The organism is Enterobacter cloacae complex sp.6700776 (genome assembly GCF_048284255.1).
In the GTDB taxonomy this organism is placed as follows: domain Bacteria; phylum Pseudomonadota; class Gammaproteobacteria; order Enterobacterales; family Enterobacteriaceae; genus Enterobacter; species Enterobacter intestinihominis.
Window position 1 is genome coordinate 201664 of sequence record NZ_JBLVYK010000006.1, and the last position, 19182, is coordinate 220845.

General features: G+C 52.7%; 18 protein-coding genes. 8 read left to right on the forward strand and 10 right to left on the reverse strand.

From position 1 onward, the window contains the following. Nucleotides 1-202: 202 nt before the first annotated feature. Both acnB and yacL read left to right on the forward strand, forming a co-directional pair. Complete coding sequence (acnB, locus tag ACNQ0T_RS12110; RefSeq protein ID WP_417930091.1) at nt 203-2800, forward strand: bifunctional aconitate hydratase 2/2-methylisocitrate dehydratase; 2598 nt, start codon at nt 203-205, stop codon at nt 2798-2800. Between the two features lie 183 nt (nt 2801-2983). After that, nucleotides 2984-3346, forward strand: coding sequence for a protein YacL (yacL, locus tag ACNQ0T_RS12115; RefSeq protein ID WP_022647069.1), 363 nt, complete (start codon nt 2984-2986; stop codon nt 3344-3346). A gap of 31 nt (nt 3347-3377) precedes the next feature. Here yacL and speD read toward each other — a convergent pair whose 3' ends face one another. From speD to ACNQ0T_RS12130, 3 genes are all read right to left on the reverse strand, one after another. After that, nucleotides 3378-4172 (reverse strand): adenosylmethionine decarboxylase, encoded by a 795-nt coding sequence (gene speD, locus ACNQ0T_RS12120; protein ID WP_022647070.1) that lies wholly within the window; start codon nt 4170-4172, stop codon nt 3378-3380. Further along, nucleotides 4173-5042 carry a polyamine aminopropyltransferase gene (gene speE, locus ACNQ0T_RS12125; protein WP_022647071.1) on the reverse strand — a complete coding sequence of 290 codons (870 nt, stop codon included), beginning with the start codon at nt 5040-5042 and terminating at the stop codon, nt 4173-4175. Nucleotides 5043-5143: 101 nt separating this feature from the next. Further along, nucleotides 5144-5491, reverse strand: coding sequence for a YacC family pilotin-like protein (locus ACNQ0T_RS12130; RefSeq protein WP_003856306.1), 348 nt, complete (start codon nt 5489-5491; stop codon nt 5144-5146). A 145-nt stretch (nt 5492-5636) separates the two neighbouring features. Between ACNQ0T_RS12130 and cueO the strand changes: the two genes are divergently transcribed. Beyond that, the gene (gene cueO / locus ACNQ0T_RS12135) at nt 5637-7196 is read left to right on the forward strand and encodes a multicopper oxidase CueO (RefSeq protein ID WP_032625523.1); all 1560 of its coding nucleotides are present in this window, start codon (nt 5637-5639) and stop codon (nt 7194-7196) included. Nucleotides 7197-7282: 86 nt separating this feature from the next. On the opposite strand, the gene ACNQ0T_RS12140 is transcribed toward cueO, so the two are convergent. Continuing rightward, complete coding sequence (locus ACNQ0T_RS12140; RefSeq protein ID WP_023299340.1) at nt 7283-9673, reverse strand: glucose/quinate/shikimate family membrane-bound PQQ-dependent dehydrogenase; 2391 nt, start codon at nt 9671-9673, stop codon at nt 7283-7285. Between the two features lie 206 nt (nt 9674-9879). Here ACNQ0T_RS12140 and hpt point away from each other — a divergent pair, with 206 nt between their 5' ends. Beyond that, entirely contained in the window at nt 9880-10416 is a 537-nt protein-coding gene (gene hpt / locus ACNQ0T_RS12145) for a hypoxanthine phosphoribosyltransferase (protein WP_003856303.1), read from the forward strand. A 64-nt stretch (nt 10417-10480) separates the two neighbouring features. On the opposite strand, the gene can is transcribed toward hpt, so the two are convergent. After that, complete coding sequence (gene can / locus ACNQ0T_RS12150; protein WP_003856301.1) at nt 10481-11143, reverse strand: carbonate dehydratase; 663 nt, start codon at nt 11141-11143, stop codon at nt 10481-10483. Between the two features lie 107 nt (nt 11144-11250). Here can and ACNQ0T_RS12155 point away from each other — a divergent pair, with 107 nt between their 5' ends. Continuing rightward, a complete protein-coding gene (locus ACNQ0T_RS12155) occupies nt 11251-12177 on the forward strand; it encodes an ABC transporter ATP-binding protein (RefSeq protein ID WP_003856300.1) in 927 nt (308 codons plus the stop codon). Beyond that, nucleotides 12174-12944, forward strand: a complete 771-nt coding sequence (locus ACNQ0T_RS12160; protein WP_022647074.1) for an ABC transporter permease — start codon at nt 12174-12176, stop codon at nt 12942-12944. Before ACNQ0T_RS12155 ends, ACNQ0T_RS12160 begins: the two co-directional genes overlap by 4 nt. Nucleotides 12945-12985: 41 nt before the next feature. Here the strand turns inward: ACNQ0T_RS12160 and ACNQ0T_RS12165 are convergent, their stop codons facing one another. After that, nucleotides 12986-14356, reverse strand: a complete 1371-nt coding sequence (locus ACNQ0T_RS12165; protein ID WP_048966468.1) for an RCC1 domain-containing protein — start codon at nt 14354-14356, stop codon at nt 12986-12988. A gap of 173 nt (nt 14357-14529) precedes the next feature. On the opposite strand from ACNQ0T_RS12165, the gene ACNQ0T_RS12170 reads away from it, so the two are divergent. Next, on the forward strand, nt 14530-14970 hold the full coding sequence (locus ACNQ0T_RS12170) for a PTS sugar transporter subunit IIA (protein WP_023299342.1): 441 nt from the start codon (nt 14530-14532) through the stop codon (nt 14968-14970). A gap of 63 nt (nt 14971-15033) precedes the next feature. Beyond that, complete coding sequence (locus ACNQ0T_RS12175) at nt 15034-16281, forward strand: polysaccharide deacetylase family protein (RefSeq protein WP_032670914.1); 1248 nt, start codon at nt 15034-15036, stop codon at nt 16279-16281. Nucleotides 16282-16284: 3 nt separating this feature from the next. Here the strand turns inward: ACNQ0T_RS12175 and ACNQ0T_RS12180 are convergent, their stop codons facing one another. The 4 genes from ACNQ0T_RS12180 to ACNQ0T_RS12195 are packed head-to-tail and all read right to left on the reverse strand — an operon-like array spanning nt 16285 to nt 19167. Continuing rightward, complete coding sequence (locus tag ACNQ0T_RS12180; RefSeq protein WP_050581694.1) at nt 16285-17370, reverse strand: fimbrial protein; 1086 nt, start codon at nt 17368-17370, stop codon at nt 16285-16287. A gap of 20 nt (nt 17371-17390) precedes the next feature. Beyond that, complete coding sequence (locus tag ACNQ0T_RS12185) at nt 17391-17993, reverse strand: fimbrial-like protein (RefSeq protein ID WP_417930093.1); 603 nt, start codon at nt 17991-17993, stop codon at nt 17391-17393. A gap of 14 nt (nt 17994-18007) precedes the next feature. Next, nucleotides 18008-18571: a hypothetical protein gene (locus ACNQ0T_RS12190; protein ID WP_023299346.1), complete on the reverse strand. Its 564-nt coding sequence runs from the start codon at nt 18569-18571 to the stop codon at nt 18008-18010. Between the two features lie 26 nt (nt 18572-18597). Next, entirely contained in the window at nt 18598-19167 is a 570-nt protein-coding gene (locus ACNQ0T_RS12195; protein WP_032625598.1) for a fimbrial protein, read from the reverse strand. Nucleotides 19168-19182 lie beyond the last annotated feature (15 nt).

A 19182-nucleotide genomic window follows, 5' to 3' on the forward strand; every position in this document is an offset into this window, starting at 1 on the left:
TTCGCCTCGTCTCCCCGGTATACCATGCTTAACGATTCAGCAAATAATTTAATGTTGCTTTTTTGTAAACAGATTAACACTGTGCAGAAATCCTGCTATGCTGCCCGACGCGGTATCGGGCATTTACCCTACAAACTGCTGTCTCACAGGAGCGTGAAGAGAACGCCCGCCGCATATGACAATGAGAGCGAGGAGAACCGTCGTGCTAGAAGAATACCGTAAGCACGTAGCAGAACGTGCCGCCGAGGGAATTGTACCCAAACCTTTAGATGCAACCCAAATGGCCGCGCTCGTCGAGCTGCTGAAGAACCCGCCTGAGGGCGAAGAAGAATTCCTGTTAGATCTGCTGATCAACCGCGTACCGCCTGGCGTAGATGAAGCTGCCTACGTAAAAGCCGGATTCCTTGCTGCTATCGCCAAAGGCGAAGCCACCTCCCCACTGGTTACTCCTGAAAAAGCCATTGAACTGCTCGGCACCATGCAGGGCGGCTATAACATTCATCCGCTGATTGACGCGCTGGACAACGAAAAGCTGGCACCGATTGCTGCCAAAGCGCTCTCTTCAACGCTGCTGATGTTCGATAACTTCTACGATGTAGAAGAAAAAGCCAAAGCAGGCAACGTTTACGCGAAGCAGGTGATGCAGTCCTGGGCCGATGCCGAATGGTTCCTGAACCGCCCTGCGCTTGCTGAAAAAATTACCGTGACCGTCTTTAAGGTTACCGGTGAAACCAACACCGATGACCTCTCTCCGGCTCCGGACGCGTGGTCTCGTCCTGATATTCCCCTGCACGCTCTGGCGATGCTGAAAAACGCCCGTGAAGGGATCGAGCCGGATCAGCCGGGCGTAGTGGGCCCGATTAAACAGATCGAAGCGCTTCAGGAGAAAGGTTTCCCGCTGGCCTACGTCGGTGATGTGGTTGGTACCGGTTCTTCCCGTAAATCCGCCACCAACTCCGTGCTGTGGTTCATGGGCGACGACATTCCGCACGTGCCGAACAAGCGCGGCGGCGGCCTGTGCCTCGGCGGCAAAATTGCGCCAATCTTCTTCAACACCATGGAAGATGCGGGCGCTCTGCCAATTGAAGTGGACGTGAGCAACCTGAACATGGGCGACGTGATTGACGTTTACCCGTATAAAGGCGAAGTGCGCAACCACGAAACCAACGAACTGTTGGCAAGCTTCGAGCTGAAAACCGACGTGCTGATCGACGAAGTGCGTGCCGGTGGCCGTATTCCGCTGATCATTGGCCGTGGCCTGACCACCAAAGCGCGTGAAGCGCTGGGTCTGCCGCACAGTGACGTGTTCCGTCAGGCGAAAGACGTGGCGGAAAGCAATCGCGGCTTCTCGCTGGCACAGAAAATGGTCGGTCGCGCCTGCGGCGTCGCTGGTATCCGTCCTGGCGCGTACTGCGAGCCGAAAATGACCTCCGTGGGCTCTCAGGACACCACCGGTCCAATGACCCGTGATGAACTGAAAGACCTTGCGTGCCTGGGCTTCTCATCTGACCTGGTGATGCAGTCCTTCTGCCACACTGCGGCATATCCGAAGCCGGTTGACGTCACTACGCACCACACGCTGCCTGACTTCATTATGAACCGTGGCGGTGTCTCCCTGCGTCCGGGCGACGGCGTTATCCACTCCTGGCTGAACCGCATGCTGCTGCCGGATACCGTGGGTACCGGCGGTGACTCCCATACCCGTTTCCCGATTGGTATCTCCTTCCCTGCGGGCTCCGGTCTGGTGGCGTTTGCCGCAGCGACCGGCGTGATGCCGCTGGACATGCCTGAATCCGTGCTGGTGCGTTTCAAAGGCAAAATGCAGCCGGGCATCACACTGCGCGACCTCGTTCACGCAATCCCGCTGTATGCCATCAAACAGGGTCTGCTGACCGTTGAGAAGAAGGGCAAGAAAAACATCTTCTCTGGCCGCATTCTGGAAATTGAAGGTCTGCCGGATCTGAAAGTTGAGCAGGCGTTCGAGCTGACCGATGCCTCTGCCGAGCGTTCTGCGGCGGGCTGTACCATCAAGCTGAACAAAGAGCCGATTATTGAGTATCTGACCTCCAACATCGTGCTGCTCAAGTGGATGATTGCGGAAGGCTACGGCGACCGCCGTACGCTGGAGCGTCGTATTCAGGGCATGGAAAAATGGCTGGCGGATCCGCAGCTGCTGGAAGCTGACGCTGACGCAGAGTACGCGGCGGTGATCGACATCGATCTGGCGGATATCAAAGAGCCAATCCTGTGTGCGCCAAACGATCCGGACGATGCGCGTCTGCTCTCTGACGTACAGGGCGATAAGATCGACGAAGTGTTCATCGGCTCCTGTATGACCAACATCGGCCACTTCCGTGCTGCCGGTAAGCTGCTGGATACTCACAAAGGCCAGCTGCCGACCCGTCTGTGGGTGGCGCCGCCAACCCGTATGGATGCGGCGCAGCTGACCGAAGAGGGCTACTACAGCGTGTTCGGTAAGAGCGGGGCGCGTATTGAAATTCCGGGCTGCTCCCTGTGCATGGGCAACCAGGCGCGCGTGGCCGACGGTGCGACAGTGGTCTCCACCTCCACCCGTAACTTCCCGAACCGTTTGGGTACCGGGGCGAACGTCTACCTGGCTTCTGCGGAGCTGGCAGCGGTTGCGGCGCTGATTGGCAAACTGCCAACGCCGGAAGAGTACCAGACCTTTGTGGCTCAGGTAGATAAGACGGCGGTGGATACCTATCGCTATCTGAACTTCGACCAGCTCTCTCAGTACACCGAGAAGGCTGACGGGGTGATCTTCCAGACGGCAGTATAAAAACCAACCCCTCACCCCTAACCCCTCTCCCCAAAGGGGCGAGGGGGATTTTATTCCCTCTCCCTTTGGGAGAGGGCCAGGGTGAGGGGTATTTTTTTTATTTTCATTCCTCCCACCTCTCCCGCTTTTTTTCTTCCTCTCTGCTGCGATAATTACCCTAATGGCTTTGCAGAGGAAAACGCTATGGATTACGAATTTTTGCGCGACATCACCGGCGTGGTGAAAGTGCGAATGTCGATGGGGCACGAAGCCGTTGGACACTGGTTTAACGAAGAGGTGAAAGAGAACCTCGCGCTGCTGGATGAAGTCGAACAGGCAGCGGAAACGGTGAAAGGCAGTGAACGCTCCTGGCAACGCGCCGGACACGAATACACCCTGTGGATGGATGGCGAAGAGGTGATGGTGCGTGCCAACCAGCTTGAGTTCTCGGGTGATGAGATGGAAGAGGGGATGAGCTACTACGACGAAGAGAGCCTGTCGCTGTGCGGTGTGGAAGATTTCCTGAAAGTGGTGAACGCCTACCGCGACTTTATGAAACAGAAGTAACTCCCCGAAGCGTCCCTGCTTCGGTCCACGATTACACGGTCGGAATGTTACGGCCGTAGTAAATTTCGCGCATCTCTTTCCAGAGCAGGTCGGTAATGACCTTACGCTCTTCTTCACTTAAATCTTCCGGTTTCGTGTGGAACATGTAGTGCTTAAGGTCGAATTCCTTAAGTAACATTTTGGTGTGGAAGATATTCTCCTGATAGACGTTCACATCCATCATGTCGTACAGCGATTTCATGTCGTCGGACATGAAGTTCTGAATGGAGTTGATCTCATGATCGATGAAGTGCTTCATGCCGTTGATATCACGGGTAAAACCGCGTACGCGATAATCAATAGTGACGATATCGGATTCCAGCTGGTGGATTAAATAATTCAACGCATTCAGCGGTGAAATCACGCCGCAGGTCGACACTTCAATATCCGCGCGGAAGGTACACAGTCCGCCTTCCGGGTGGCTTTCCGGGTAGGTGTGTACGCAGATATGGCTTTTATCCAGGTGGGCGACAACCACTTCTGGCAGCGGGCCGGGGTGCTCGGTTTTGTCGATAAGCTGCGGGTCAACCGGCTCTTCACTGACCAGAATGGTGACGCTTGCTCCCTGCGGCTCGTAATCCTGGCGCGCGATATTCAGGATGTTGGCGCCGATAATCGAGCAGGTCTCTGTCAGGATCTCGGTCAGACGGTTGGCGTTGTAGAGTTCATCGATATAGGCGATATAACCATCGCGCTCTTCTGCTGTTTTGGCGTAGCAGATATCGTAAATACAAAAACTCAGGCTTTTGGTCAGATTGTTAAAGCCATGCAGTTTAAGCTTTTTCAATTAGTTCACCTCCTTTGAGGACAGCGCGTCTTGCAGATATTGAGGCAACGCAAAGGCTGCGGTGTGGATCGCCGGGTTGTAGTATCGGCATTTGAGTCCGGCCTGGTGGAAGCGGGCCTGGATAATTTCGGTGGAGAGATGGCGCAGGACGTCGTTATCCGTCGCCCAGGCAAAGGTCATGATCCCGCCGTAGTAAGTGGGGATCGCCGCCTGGTAGAAGCTGACGTCAGCAAAATAGGTGCTCAGCTTACGGTGGCTATCAAGCGCTTCATCCTGTTGCAGGAAGCAAACGCCGTTTTGCGCCACAAAAATCCCGCCAGGCTTCAGGCAGCGCTTGCAGCCTTCGTAAAACGACGAGGTAAACAGCGACGCGCCCGGACCGATAGGGTCGGTACAGTCAGAGATAATGACATCAAACGTTTGCGTGGTCTGGTTAACAAAATTGACGCCATCGTCGATAACCAGATTAAACCGCGGATCGTCATAGCTGCCAGCATTGTGGTTGGGCAGATACTGGCGGCAGAACGACACCACACCGGCGTCGATTTCCACCATGGTGATGGTTTCGACATTCTGATGACGCGAGACTTCACGCAGCATCGCGCCGTCGCCGCCGCCGATAATCAGCACGTCCTTCGCGTGGCCGTGGGCCAGCAGCGGGACGTGGGTCATCATTTCGTGATAGATAAACTCGTCGCGCTCGGTGGTTTGCACCACGCCGTCCAGCGCCATTACGCGGCCAAAGGCGGCGTTTTCGAAGATTATCAGATCCTGATGATCGGTTTTCTCATGATAGAGCACGTTATCCACGGCAAAATACTGACCAAACTGGTCATGCAGCGTTTCTTGCCATACCGTTTTTTCGGTCATGGGGAGCACCTCCTTCGTTAACATCCATTACATCCGGCAGATGGGCGCAACACAACACCGCCGTGAAGCGGTTAGCGGGTCAACAAGGGGCGTCGGGAAGGTTACTTCACGTAGGCGAGCAGGCTGAGTGAATCGCGAGCCAGCGCTTTGCATTTTTTAGCAGTGGGAATGCCAATACCGCTTAAATCACGGTAGCTGTCTTCACCGAGCGCCTTCATGTCGAAGCTGTCGTAGTTGCTGAGATCCCATTGGTTCTGCTGGGCAAAAAAGACCAGTGCGCGACGAATTTGCCCATTGGGTAAATTCTGGTAACCACAATCGTTTTTCAGAAAAACAAAAACTGCCGTCAGATCGGCCATATCTTCCGCTTCGTTTTCACTTAGCGCGTAACTGTTCGCACACATCGCCATCAGGCTGGCGAACAAAATTGTTCTGAAAAACGTCTTCATTGCCTTTACCACTGCATCACGGAAAATTAACGTTAGCATACTTGATGCCAGGCCGACGATCTTTATTATTGCCGCCGTGCTTGACCTTCCGGTAAGGGGAGGGTTTATGCTCAAAAGATCGCCTGCTGGAAATAAGGAAATGCACATGCAACGTCGTGATTTTTTAAAATTTTCTGCCGCGCTGGGGGTTGCCAGCGCGTTACCGCTCTGGAGCCGCGCCGTTTTTGCCGCCGACAGACCTGCTTTACCCATACCTGAATTACTCGCCGCAGATGCCCGCAGCCGCATTCAGCTTGTGGTGCAGGCCGGTAAAACCACGTTCGGTCAGCACGCCGCCACGACGTGGGGTTATAACGGCAATTTGCTCGGCCCTGCGTTGCAGTTACGCAAAGGGAAGGCGGTGACGGTAGACATTCACAACACGCTAGCGCAAGAGACCACGCTGCACTGGCATGGGCTGGAAGTCCCGGGCGAAGTGGATGGGGGGCCTCAGGGCGTCATCAGGCCTGGTGGTAAACGCAGCGTCACCTTTACTCCTGACCAGCGTGCGGCGACCTGCTGGTTCCACCCGCATCAGCATGGCAAAACGGGCCATCAGGTGGCGATGGGGCTGGCCGGTCTGGTGCTGATTGAAGACGATGAAAGCCGCCTGCTGCGCCTGCCAAAACAGTGGGGTATCGACGATGTCCCGGTGATTGTGCAGGACAAAAAATTCAGCGCTGACGGGCAAATTGACTATCAGCTGGACGTAATGAGCGCGGCGGTAGGATGGTTTGGCGATACGCTGCTGACCAACGGCGCAATCTACCCGCAGCATGCCGCGCCAAAAGGCTGGCTGCGTTTACGCCTGCTAAATGGCTGTAACGCCCGCTCGCTGAACTTCGCCACCAGCGATAAACGCCCGCTGTATGTGGTGGCAAGCGACGGCGGCCTGCTGCCGGAACCGGTGAAGGTGAGCGAGCTGCCGATGCTGATGGGCGAGCGCTTCGAGGTGCTGGTGGATATCAGCGATGGCAAAGCGTTTGACCTGGTGACTCTGCCGGTCAGCCAGATGGGGATGGCCGTTGCGCCGTTTGATAAACCCCATCCGGTCCTGCGCATTCAGCCGCTACAGATCGCCGCTTCCGGTACGCTGCCGGACGCCCTCACCACGCTACCCGCACTCCCGTCGCTGGACGGGCTTACGCAGCGTAAACTTCAGCTCTCCATGGACCCGATGCTCGACATGATGGGCATGCAGGCGCTGATGAAGAAGTACGGCAATCAGGCCATGGCGGGAATGCACCACGGCCAGATGATGGGCCATATGAATATGGACCACGGTAAAATGGGCGGCATGGATCACGGCGGCCATGGTTTCGATTTCCACAACGCCAACCGCATCAACGGCAAAGCGTTCGATATGAACACGCCCATGTTCGCCGCCACGAAAGGGCAGTTTGAACGCTGGGTAATTTCAGGCGAAGGCGACATGATGCTGCACCCGTTCCATATCCACGGCACGCAGTTCCGTATTCTCTCTGAGAACGGTAAAGCGCCGGACGCGCATCGCCGGGGCTGGAAAGATACGGTGAGGGTGGAAGGCGGTGTCAGCGAGGTGCTGGTGAAGTTCGATCACGAAGCGCCGAAAGAGTTTGCCTATATGGCCCACTGCCATCTGCTGGAGCATGAAGATACGGGGATGATGCTGGGCTTTACCGTATAAAAAAAGCCGGGTGGCGGCTTCGCCTTACCCGGCCTACATAGGACACCCGAAAGCCCGGTATGCGTTAGCGCCACCGGGCTTTTTCATTACTTAGCGTCGTCAGGCAGTGCATACGCGACAATATAGTCGCCCATCTTCGTGCCAAACGAACCGTGACCACCTGCGGAGATGACAACGTACTGCTTGCCATTCACTTCATAGGTCATCGGCGTAGCCTGTCCACCGGCTGGCAGACGGCCTTGCCACAGTTTTTCACCGTTGGTCATGTTGTACGCGCGCAGGTAGTTATCTGCGGTTGCCGCGATGAACAGCACGTTACCGGCGGTGGAGATTGGGCCACCCAGCATTGGCATACCCATATTGAACGGCACTGGAACAGGCATCGGGAACGGCATGCTGTCCTGTGGCGTACCAATACGTTTCTTCCAGACGATCTTGTTGGTCTTCAGATCCAGACCGGAGATGTAACCCCAGGCAGGCTGTTTACACGGCAGACCGAACGGAGAAAGGAACGGATTCAGGGTCACACCATAAGGAACGCCATACTGCGGCTGGATACCGGCTTCGGTACCGCTGCCTTTCGCATCTTTAGGCTGCTCCATTGGGTTACCCGGACCGCGTGGGATCAGACGGGAAACGAACGGCAGCGCCATTGGGTTAGCGATGGCGACCTGACGGTTAGGGTCAACGGAGATCCCACCCCACTCGAACATCCCCAGGTTACCCGGGAAGACCAGCGTGCCCTGCTCTGACGGCGGCGTGAAGATGCCTTCATAGCGCAGCTGGTGGAACATCACGCGGCATACCAGCTGGTCAAACATCGTGGCACCCCACATGTCTGCACCGCTGAGGTCTTTCTCCGGACGGAAACTCAGATCAGAGAACGGCTGCGTTTTGGTGACGTAGTCGCCTTTGGCCGCACCCTGCGGAACCGGTTTTTCCGGCGCAGGAACAACCAGCTTACCGTTGCTGCGATCCAGCACGAAGATGTTGCCGGTTTTGGCCGGGGCGTAAATCACCGGAACGGTTTTACCGTTAACGGTAATGTCCGCCAGCGTCGGCTGGGACGGCATATCCATATCCCACAGATCGTGGTGAACGGTCTGGTAGCTCCATGCCAGTTTACCGGTCGTTGCGTTCAGCGCCACGATGGAGCTGGCGTAACGTTCCTGCTCCGGCGTACGGTTACCACCCCAGATATCCGGCGTGGTCACGCCCATCGGCAGGTAAACCAGGTCCAGCTTCGCGTCATACGCTGCCGGTGCCCAGGAGTTCGGTGAGTTAAAGGTAAAGGTGTGTTCATCCGATGGGATCGCGTTGGGATCTTTCGCGCCCGGGTCGAAGGCCCACAGCAGTTTTCCGGTGTTCACGTCGAAACCACGGATAACGCCGGAGGTTTCGCGGGTAGAGAAGTTATCCGTTACCGAACCGGCAATCACGATGGTTTTATCGGTAATGATTGGCGGGGAGGTCGGCTCATACAGACCCGGCGTAGTGTCCGGCATGTTGGTCTGAAGATTCAGAATGCCTTTGTTAGCGAAGGTTTCGCACAGCTTACCGGTCTCAGCGTTGATGGCAAACAGGCGGCCATCGTTCACCGGCAGCATAATGCGGCGAGGACAGTCGGCAATGACTTCCGGGCTGGCATTATCAGCGCGCGCTTCGTGGTAAGAGACGCCGCGGCAGGTGATGTGCTGGAACGACGGGTTGGAGTTCAGCTGTGGATCAAAGTGCCATTTCTCTTTACCGGTGGCCGCGTCAAGCGCGAACAGACGCTGGTGCGCCGTACACAGGTAGAGCATGTTGCCCACTTTAATCGGGGTCACTTCGTTGGTCAGCTCACCCGGATCGTTTGGCATCTTCAGGTCGCCGGTACGGAATACCCAGGCTTCCTTCAGGTTTTTCACGTTGTCCGCGTTGATCTGCTTTAGCGGGGAGTAACGTTGACCTTCCTGATTTCGACCATAGGCTGGCCAGTCGCCGTCAGCCACCTGCGAAATAGCCGCAGCCGGTGTGGATTCAGTGTTCAGCGTACCGTGGATCTCCTGCGGGTCGTTGAATCCGGCCCAGGTCAGGATGCCGCCACTAATCAGCAGGGCAACGACCAGACCGGCTACAGCACCACTGGAAGGGACGATCAGACGACGCCAGACAAACGGCAGGATCAGCCAGATACCGAAGAAGACCAGAATGTCGCTGCGCGGCGTCAACGCCCAGAAGTCGAACCCGACTTCCCAGACGCCCCAGATCATGGTTGCGAGCAGTAACGCTGCGTACAGCCACAGAGCAGATTGTTTTCTGCGTAAAAGCAGGACGGTTACGCCAACCATAACCAGACCCGCAATCGGGTAGTACCAGGAGCCGCCAATCGCGACCAGCCATACGCCACCGATTAACAAATACAGCGCGCAGAATGCGGCAAACGCGGCTGTTAATGTCACCAGTAGACGCGGCTGTTTAGTTTTTGTTTCAGCCATAGAAAAGTACTCGTCAGTTTTGTTAATTATTTGCTAGCAATTAATTATAGGTATTAACAACTGTGATCGGAATCACAAATATTGCTTTTTATAACTCATACGCCAGGGCAATCCATTTACTGGTATAATGGTTGGCTTGCGTATCGATGCCGGAGCGAGAGTCATCCGCATTGAGAGATTTTCACTAAAATCATTTGGTTAGTAATATGAAACATACTGTTGAAGTGATGATCCCGGAAGCCGAGATCAAAGCGCGTATCGCCGAACTGGGTCGTCAAATCACCGAACATTACAAGGACAGCGGCAGCGAAATGGTGCTGGTCGGTCTGTTGCGTGGTTCTTTCATGTTCATGGCAGACCTGTGCCGTGAAGTGCAGGTGCCGCACGAGGTCGATTTTATGACCGCCTCCAGTTACGGCAGCGGCATGTCCACAACCCGTGATGTGAAAATCCTGAAAGATCTGGATGAAGATATTCGTGGCAAAGATGTGTTGATTGTTGAGGACATCATTGACTCCGGTAACACGCTCTCTAAAGTGCGTGAGATCCTGAGCCTGCGTGAACCAAAATCACTGGCGATTTGTACCCTGCTGGATAAGCCTGAGCGCCGTGAAGTGCAGGTGCCGGTGGAGTTCGTTGGTTTCTCCATCCCGGACGAATTCGTGGTGGGTTACGGCATTGATTACGCGCAGCGTTATCGCCATCTGCCGTATGTTGGGAAAGTAGTGATTCTGGACGAATAATTGCGGGCTGATGCCCTCACCCCAGCCCTCTCCCACAGGGAGAGGGTGAAAACCCCCGGCTTTGTTATTTATGGTTCACATGCTTAAGCTTGAGGTTGGCAATTCCCGAGCGGTAACGCTGTTCCAGCGTTTCGCGGTTGGTGGCGGTCACTTCCAGATTGCGCAGCAGACCGTCGTGAATACCGTACGCCCAGCCGTGGATGGAGACCTTCTGCCCGCGTTTCCAGGCAGACTGCATAATCGTCGAGTGGCCCAGGTTATAGACCTGCTCCATTACGTTCAGCTCACACAAGGTGTCGAGACGGCGCTCCTGCGGCATTTCGCCCAGCAGTGAGCTATGTTTGAACCAGATATCACGAATGTGCAGCAGCCAGTTATCGATTAACCCCAGCTCTGTGTTTTCGACCGCCGCCTGCACGCCGCCGCAGCCGTAGTGGCCACAAATAATGATGTGCTCAACCTCAAGAACGTCAACGGCGTACTGCACAACCGAAAGGCAGTTGAGATCGGTATGAATAACCAGGTTAGCCACATTGCGGTGAACAAACAGTTCGCCAGGTTCAAGACCCGTCAGACGTTCGGCGGGGACACGGCTGTCAGAACATCCAATCCAGAGAAAGCGCGGGTTCTGCGCTTGCGCGAGTTTTCCAAAAAATCCGGGGTCTTCCTCCACCAGCATTTTTGACCATAGTGCATTGTTGCTGATGAGTGTATCTATGTCGTTCATGGAGGTTAGCGACCTGTAACCAAGTGATTGCGTTGCGCTACTATAGGGTAACCCGACTTTTAATGAAACCACACAACGTGTGTCAGAACTTAAGGTAAGTTGAATTCATGGCGATTGCACTGGAGCTTGAACAGCTCAAAAAAACCTACCCGGGGGGCGTTCAGGCGCTGCGCGGGATAGATCTTAAAGTCGAAGCGGGAGATTTCTACGCGCTTCTGGGGCCGAACGGGGCGGGGAAATCCACCACCATCGGGATCATCAGCTCGCTGGTCAACAAAACCTCCGGCCGCGTCAGCGTGTTTGGCTACGATCTGCAAAAAGATGTGGTCAACGCCAAGCGTCAGCTGGGGCTGGTGCCGCAGGAGTTCAACTTCAACCCGTTTGAGACGGTACAGCAGATTGTTGTTAACCAGGCGGGTTATTATGGCGTTGAGCGCAAAGAGGCGCTTGAGCGCAGCGAAAAGTATCTGAAACAGCTCGACCTGTGGGAGAAGCGTAACGAACGCGCGCGGATGTTGTCCGGGGGGATGAAGCGCCGCCTGATGATTGCCCGCGCGCTGATGCACGAGCCAAAGCTGCTTATCCTTGATGAGCCGACTGCTGGCGTGGATATTGAACTGCGTCGTTCCATGTGGGGCTTCCTGAAAGATCTGAACGATAAAGGCACCACCATCATTCTGACCACGCACTACCTGGAAGAGGCGGAAATGCTGTGCCGCAATATCGGCATCATTCAGCACGGTGAGCTGGTGGAAAACACCTCGATGAAGAATCTGCTCTCCAAGCTCAAATCAGAGACCTTTATCCTCGATCTGGCGGCGAAAAGCGCGCTGCCGAAACTGGAGGGCTACAACTATCGCCTGGTCGATACCTCGACGCTGGAGGTAGAAGTGCTGCGCGAGCAGGGTATCAACAGCGTGTTCTCACAGTTGAGTGCGCAGGGCATTCAGGTATTAAGCATGCGTAACAAAGCAAACCGACTGGAAGAGCTGTTTGTCTCTCTGGTGCACGACAAACAAGGAGACAAGGCATGACGCATCTTTACTGGGTCGCGCTGAAAAGCATCTGGGCAAAAGAGATTAACCGCTTTATGCGTATCTGGGTGCAAACCCTGGTGCCGCCGGTGATCACCATGACGCTCTACTTCATCATTTTCGGTAACCTGATTGGCTCCCGCATTGGTGAGATGCACGGTTTTACCTATATGCAGTTTATCGTGCCGGGCCTGATCATGATGGCGGTGATCACCAACGCTTACGCGAACGTAGCGTCGTCGTTCTTTAGCGCCAAGTTCCAGCGCAACATTGAAGAGCTGCTGGTGGCCCCGGTGCCAACGCATGTGATCATCGCCGGTTACGTGGGCGGCGGCGTAGCGCGCGGGCTGTGCGTGGGGATTCTGGTGACGGCGATTTCGTTGTTCTTCGTCCCGTTCCAGGTGCATTCGTGGCTGTTCGTGGCGCTCACATTATTGCTGACGGCGATCCTGTTCTCCCTCGCCGGGCTGCTGAACGCGGTGTTTGCTAAAACGTTTGATGACATCAGCCTGATCCCGACCTTCGTGCTGACGCCGCTGACCTATCTGGGCGGGGTGTTTTACTCCCTGACGCTGTTGCCGCCGTTCTGGCAGGCGCTGTCGCACCTGAACCCGATTGTCTACATGATCAGCGGCTTCCGCTTTGGCTTCCTCGGCATTGCCGATGTCCCGCTGTTCACCACCGTTGTGGTGCTGGTGGTGTTTATCGTGGCATTCTATCTGCTGTGCTGGTATCTGATCCAGCGCGGACGCGGGCTGCGTAGCTAATAGTATGTCCCGGCGACGTGCGCGTCACCGGGACATATTACTCACTCCCATGCATAAGTAATGTTGTTCTGAAGTTCTGGAGGAACATTGCGCATATCCCCCCCATATTCACCCCAAACGATTACCTTTCCGTCATTGCGAAGGGCGCAGAATCCATAAGTAGAACTATAGATTGCTCTAATATTATATAGCTCATCCGCAACAGGAGAAGTATCACCGCCCTGATCGGGATGGCCCCAGGCAACTACGCTGCCATCTCTTTTGAGTGCGGCTATACAGTCTGCTCCTGCGCAAATATATATTACCTCTGATAGATTTTCTGGTTGCTGTATAAAATAAGGGTTCGACAATTCACCCCATGAGAAGACTTTGCCTCCCGGAAGAAGTACTGCGGCAGCCTGGTTTCTTCCAACCTGAACATCGATTATATCTGAGCGCGAGGCTATTTCGGCTGGGATAGGTTCAGCATGATCACCCCATGAGACCAGCATGTTATTTTCCCGCAATGCAATAAAACCACCATAAAAGGGGTAAATATTTTTGATGTCGCTGAGAGTGGTAATGTATTCTGGCGCTATGCTGTTATATTCAGCTTCACTCCATGTGGAGATCTTTCCACTTTTGTGCAGAACAAGAAAGGTATCGTGATTGCCGAATATCTTTGTGGCATCAGATATATCATTTAAATGTTCCGGTAGTCTGCCACCAGATTTTGGATCTCCCCATGCAACGACATGGCCATTTTCTCTTATCGCAGCGAATGCACCATCGGTGGATTCTATGGCAATAAAATCTTTCATTTCTGCAATATGTTCAGGCATTGTCCAAGGGAACCCAACATCGTTCCATTGCACAATTTGTTTGTTTTTTCTTATGGCCAGGAAAGCACTATACTCATATTCACCCCATTTTTTAAAAGTTTTCACAAAACTTATATCGTTAAGGGCTGCAATATCTTCGGGGATAGGCTCATCAGAGGTTCGTCCCCATACAAAAATCTGATTAAGTTTATTAATACCTACTGAGGTTTCTTCTGAGCCACAGACAACTTGAACATCATGGTTACGATCACTGGTTGGGGTAGTATCCGCTTCTCCCGGCAATCCCCATGCGACGACCATACCATTATCCTGAATAGCGGCGAAGGAAGCACCTGCTCCACCTATATTGCTTATATTAACCAGGCTGCCACGCACGTATATATCAGAGTTGACTAAAAGCCGTTTTGTTGGCTCCGTATCGGTAAATCGACTACCAGTAAAAATTTTTTCAGGAGTATCCTCGTAGCTCCAGTCAACAATGACTGGAGCTAGAGTTATTTTATCAAGCGCAACGAGTTTATGCTCGTTATTACCCCATCCTGATCCAATTTGAGTTCGGCCACCCATTATTTTTAAATCGTAGCTTTGCATGTTATCCCCTTTGGTAATGTATCCTTTTATGATTTTTTCATTTGCGAGTTGCTAGTTATAGTTAATTGTTCTTAAATACAATTGTTAAAATAATTAATCTTTAAAATTGAACGTAATCACACTCACGCAGTCTATAATCAGTTGAGTTTTTATCTGAGCAAAGGAGTGAACAGATGCTAGGATTGGTGATCACCTGCCACGATGAAGAGGCACAGGAAATGCTGCTTAAGCTGGAGGCCCGATTTGGCCCCCTGGCGCAATGTCGTGCGGTAAATTACTGGCGAGGGCTGAGCACCAATATGCTCAGCCGGATGATGTGTGACGCGCTGCATGAAACCGACACCGGCGATGGCGTGATTTTTCTCACTGACAGATCCGGCGCGGCGCCATACCGTGCGGCTGCCCTAATGAGCCATAAGCACGATAACTGTGAAGTAATCTCCGGTATCAGCCTGCCTTTACTCGAAGCGATGTATCCGCTGCGCGCAACGTTGAGCAGCGCTGAATTTCGTCACGCCATTGTGGCGCAGGGCTCGCCGGGCGTGAGCAGCTTGTGGCACCAGCAGCAGAAGAACCCGCCTTTTGTTCTGCTTCACGATCTGTATAAGCATTAAACATTGGTATTGATGCCGCTTTTGTTACAATGGCGGCTGATTTTCTGTGTCGATTTATATTCCATGCTCAAGCGCGTTATCTTTATCCTTCTGCTCGTGGTTTCCGGTGGTGCGTCTGCCAGCCTGACCAGTCAGCAAGGCCTTCCTGCCCAATATATGCAAACCACCGAAGATGCGGCCATCTGGGCGCAGGTGGGAAATGCCGTTGTGAATGTGGGGAATGTCCGCGCCGGGCAGATCCTCGCTGTCTTTCCGGCCGCGGCGGATTACTATGAATTTCGTTTCGGATTCGGTACGGGGTTTATTGATAAAGACCACCTTGAAAAAGTTCAGGGCAAACAACGCGTTGAGGATAGCCTGGGTGACTTGAACAAGCCGCTCAGTAATCAAAACCTCATTACCTGGAAAGACACGCCGGTGTATAACGCCCCCAGCAGCGGAAGCGCGCCCTTTGGCACCTTAAGCGCTAATCTTCGCTATCCGATTCTGAATAAGCTGAAAGACCGCCTGAACCAGACCTGGTTCCAGATCCGTATCGGTAATCGTCTGGCATGGGTAAGCAGCCTGGATGCGCAGGAAGATAACGGGCTACCGGTTCTGACCTACCATCATATTTTGCGTGATGAAGAGAACACCCGTTTTCGACATACCTCCACGACGACCAGCGTACGTGCGTTTAATAATCAGATGGCCTGGTTACGCGATCAGGGCTACACCACGCTGACGATGTACCAGCTTGAAGGGTACGTGCGTAACAAGATGAACCTGCCCGCGAAAGCGGTGGTGATCACCTTTGATGATGGCCTCAAATCGGTGAGCCGCTATGCGTATCCGGTGCTGAAAGAATATGGCTTCAACGCGACGGCGTTTATAATTTCATCCCGAATCAAAGGCCATCCGCAGAAGTGGGATCCAAAATCGCTACAGTTTATGAGCGTTCAGGAAATCAAGGGCATCCAGGATGTGTTCGACATTCAGTCTCACACTCATTTCCTGCATCGCGTGGATGGCTATAAACACCCCATCCTGTTGAGCCGTAGCTATCACGTGATCCTGTTTGATTTTGAACGCTCACGTCGTGCACTGGCTCAGTTCAACCCGCGCGTATTGTATGTGTCGTATCCATTTGGCGGCTATGACAATAAAGCGATAAAGGCAGCGAATGACGCTGGTTTTCATCTGGCAGTGACGACGATGAAAGGGAAGGTGAAGCCGGGGGATAATCCGTTCCTGTTGAAGCGTTTGTATATCTTAAGAACGGATTCACTGGAGACGATGTCGCGGCTGATCAGTAATCAGCCGCAGGGATAGCGGTTAGTCGTATGAAAGGGTGAATACGCCGGTGGCTTTAAACGACCCCGGTTTCACTGTGTTTCCGTTTGCTACCAGTTGAGCAACATAATTAATTTGCTTGGATTCAGGGGTTTGGTAATCCGTTATGACATAGGATGAGTCAGGATTGTTCGGCAGAAGTTGAGAGGTTCCGTTATACATGATTTTCACGCCTGCGCCCTCAGCTCCGGACGTAAGCGTATTACCAAGAAGATCATTGTTTTTTCCGGTTAGCTTTGAGGTGGTGAGTTTGGTTGTGATATTTGCCACACCGGTACAATTGCTTAAGCTAATGGAAAAAGGGATATCCTTAACCCGATTGTTTTTAATGTCTGAAACATAATATTCTCCCAGGTTAACATTATTAGTACCATCCGATAGCATGGCCATGTCGCAGGTTGGAAGAACGATCGGGATCTGGAATGAGTCCTCGTTGACCATAAATGTCCATGGTTGGTTGTCACTATCATCTGGATTACCAATAGCCATTTTACCCAGAGTGCCGGGTTTGGGTCTGATTGAGGTTTCTTTGTTCGGGTTGCCTCTGTAACCTTCATCAATATAAATTTGAACTGAGGTGTTTATCCATTTTTCATCCCACGGGTCAGATTTTCCGGAGGAGGCAACGGTAGTCCAGCCAGTAGTATTCATAGCGAAGTAACCACCCATGCCTCCAGTGCTTTCTGCGGTGTGCACCCTTACGGAATAATAAATCCCCGGAATATTTGTTTCAAACATAGCCCTGCCATAACTACTCCCCATTAGCAAGGTCGGGTTTGTTTGTGACACGAGGTTAAAACCATCGTCCCCCGGACCACATTTGGCCTGAATGCCTGGTGTCAGGTTAACGTTAAAAAGAGTACTGGCGTAGTTACCCGGAGGGGGAAGACGTACGGTGCCACCTGAGTAGTCAGAATTGATTAGCGTGGTTGTGCCGCCTTTTCCATTATTCATTTGGCACTCCCCTGCCCAGCAGGAGTGGCTGAGGGTAAATAACGCGCTCGCCATGGCAAACGTCATTGTGCCTTTCACGTTGAAACCCTGTCTTATAAAGTTGAACATTCTCATCCTTTTTCCTGTTCTGATTATTATTCGTAAGTGACGTCAACCAATACTTTACTGGTAACGACACCACCAGCCACTACGCCAATATTTTGATATCGGGCATAGAACTGATAATCCGTTAAAAATGCAGTATCCTGACCGCTTACGTCATAAGTGATTTTTGACGTGCCGTCGTTGTTTAAAACATTCTTTTTATATTTTTCAGAGAAAACGACGACGCCGACATTTTTTGCCGCGCCTGCGGCGGTATCATCACTTTTGAAAACCTGATTTTGTCCTGGCCAGAAACCCGACTGCGGCGAAAAGCTAAAACTCAGCTTTTTAGCCGTACTGCTGTCTCCATAGCAATCATCTACATGGATCTTAAAAGGCGTACCGCCTGCATCATCGGTTGCAGTAAAACGATCGCTACCATCCGGGTTATAAAACCAACTGCGCATCGCATTGGGGAGATAAATTTCGCCGTCATTTTCCACGGTCATCTTACAGGTGCTATTAACAATGTTAGCGGTAATATTTACGTCTAATCCTGAGCTTGCCTGGCTTACGCCAGGCAAAATGCCACCAGCCAAGCCCATAAGCAACACAAGACCGGGCTGGTATAAAATAAACGGTGATTGTTGCATACTGGTTCCTGGTATTATGGATAAGCGATAGTAAACGTGACTGGCGCAGTAACCGCCCCCGCGCCTACATCAGCAATGGTTTGGCCTTGCCCGATAACGATACGGGAATTCATCGGGAATTCACCGGTACCATCAGTAATGGTGACATCCTTAGCAGCCGGAGGCGTGTTACAGCTCATAAGCTCGCCAGTATCGACAACACCCGACCAGATCTCAAAGCCCGTTGCTAAGCCGCCAGAGTAAGAATCACCCGTCTTGTTGACGCCACTGCATTCACCACCAGCGCCTTTCGCAGCGGACACCGTTGCCTTGGTTACTCCAGAACAGTTGGTGAAACTAATCTTGAGCGGCTCGACACGGGTTTTGTTCACCAGATCGGATTTGTATACGTCGCCGAACGCAATTTCAGTGGAGGCTGTGCCTGCATCGTTAAGTACTTTTGCGGTACATGTGCCTGATACAATTTTTGATTTAATCGTTAATTCGACACTAGGGGTGCCTGTAATTGCTGCGCTTGCCATTCCCGAGAACAGAAGAGCAGAAACGGACAGGGCGATAAAAGTAGAATTGAATTTCATAATGTTGCTCCGTTTTCCTGCACTAATCACTCGTAGCTAAATTCAAAGGTCGCCACGGCCTGAAAATCACCAATGGTCATGCTGTTTTCTTTTGTTTCACGTAAGGTGGCCACCAGAGCAACTTCCTTATTCTGGATTTCTGTCGGACTCCAGACCAGGCGCTCTGAATCCAGGGTTGAGTTAATGATAAAAGGAGTATTTGGTGCATCGGCTCTGGCGATTTCAGCCGCAGAGTAATCAGCGCCACCGTTAGTTTTTGCAATCTGGTTAACAAGGCCGCTAGCTAAATAACCTGATTTGGTTCCTTTTACGGTTGTTTTTAACGAGGTTAGCGACGCCGGGCATTCAACGAGCACAATTTTGAAATTGGCATTTGCCGTTCCGGCTTTGACATCATCTAAACGTACCTGACCGTTATTACCGATAGTCAGCGTTTGCTGCGTATCTGAACCCGTACCGCCGACCAGTTTCATATCGCAGGTGGTTTCGCGGATATTGGCAGTGAAGTTAACATTGAGATCGGCTGCCGCAGCAGAACCTGACATCGCTAACATTGCTAATGCGATTAATGAATAACCGCAATGATTTTTCTTCATATTATTTCCCATGGG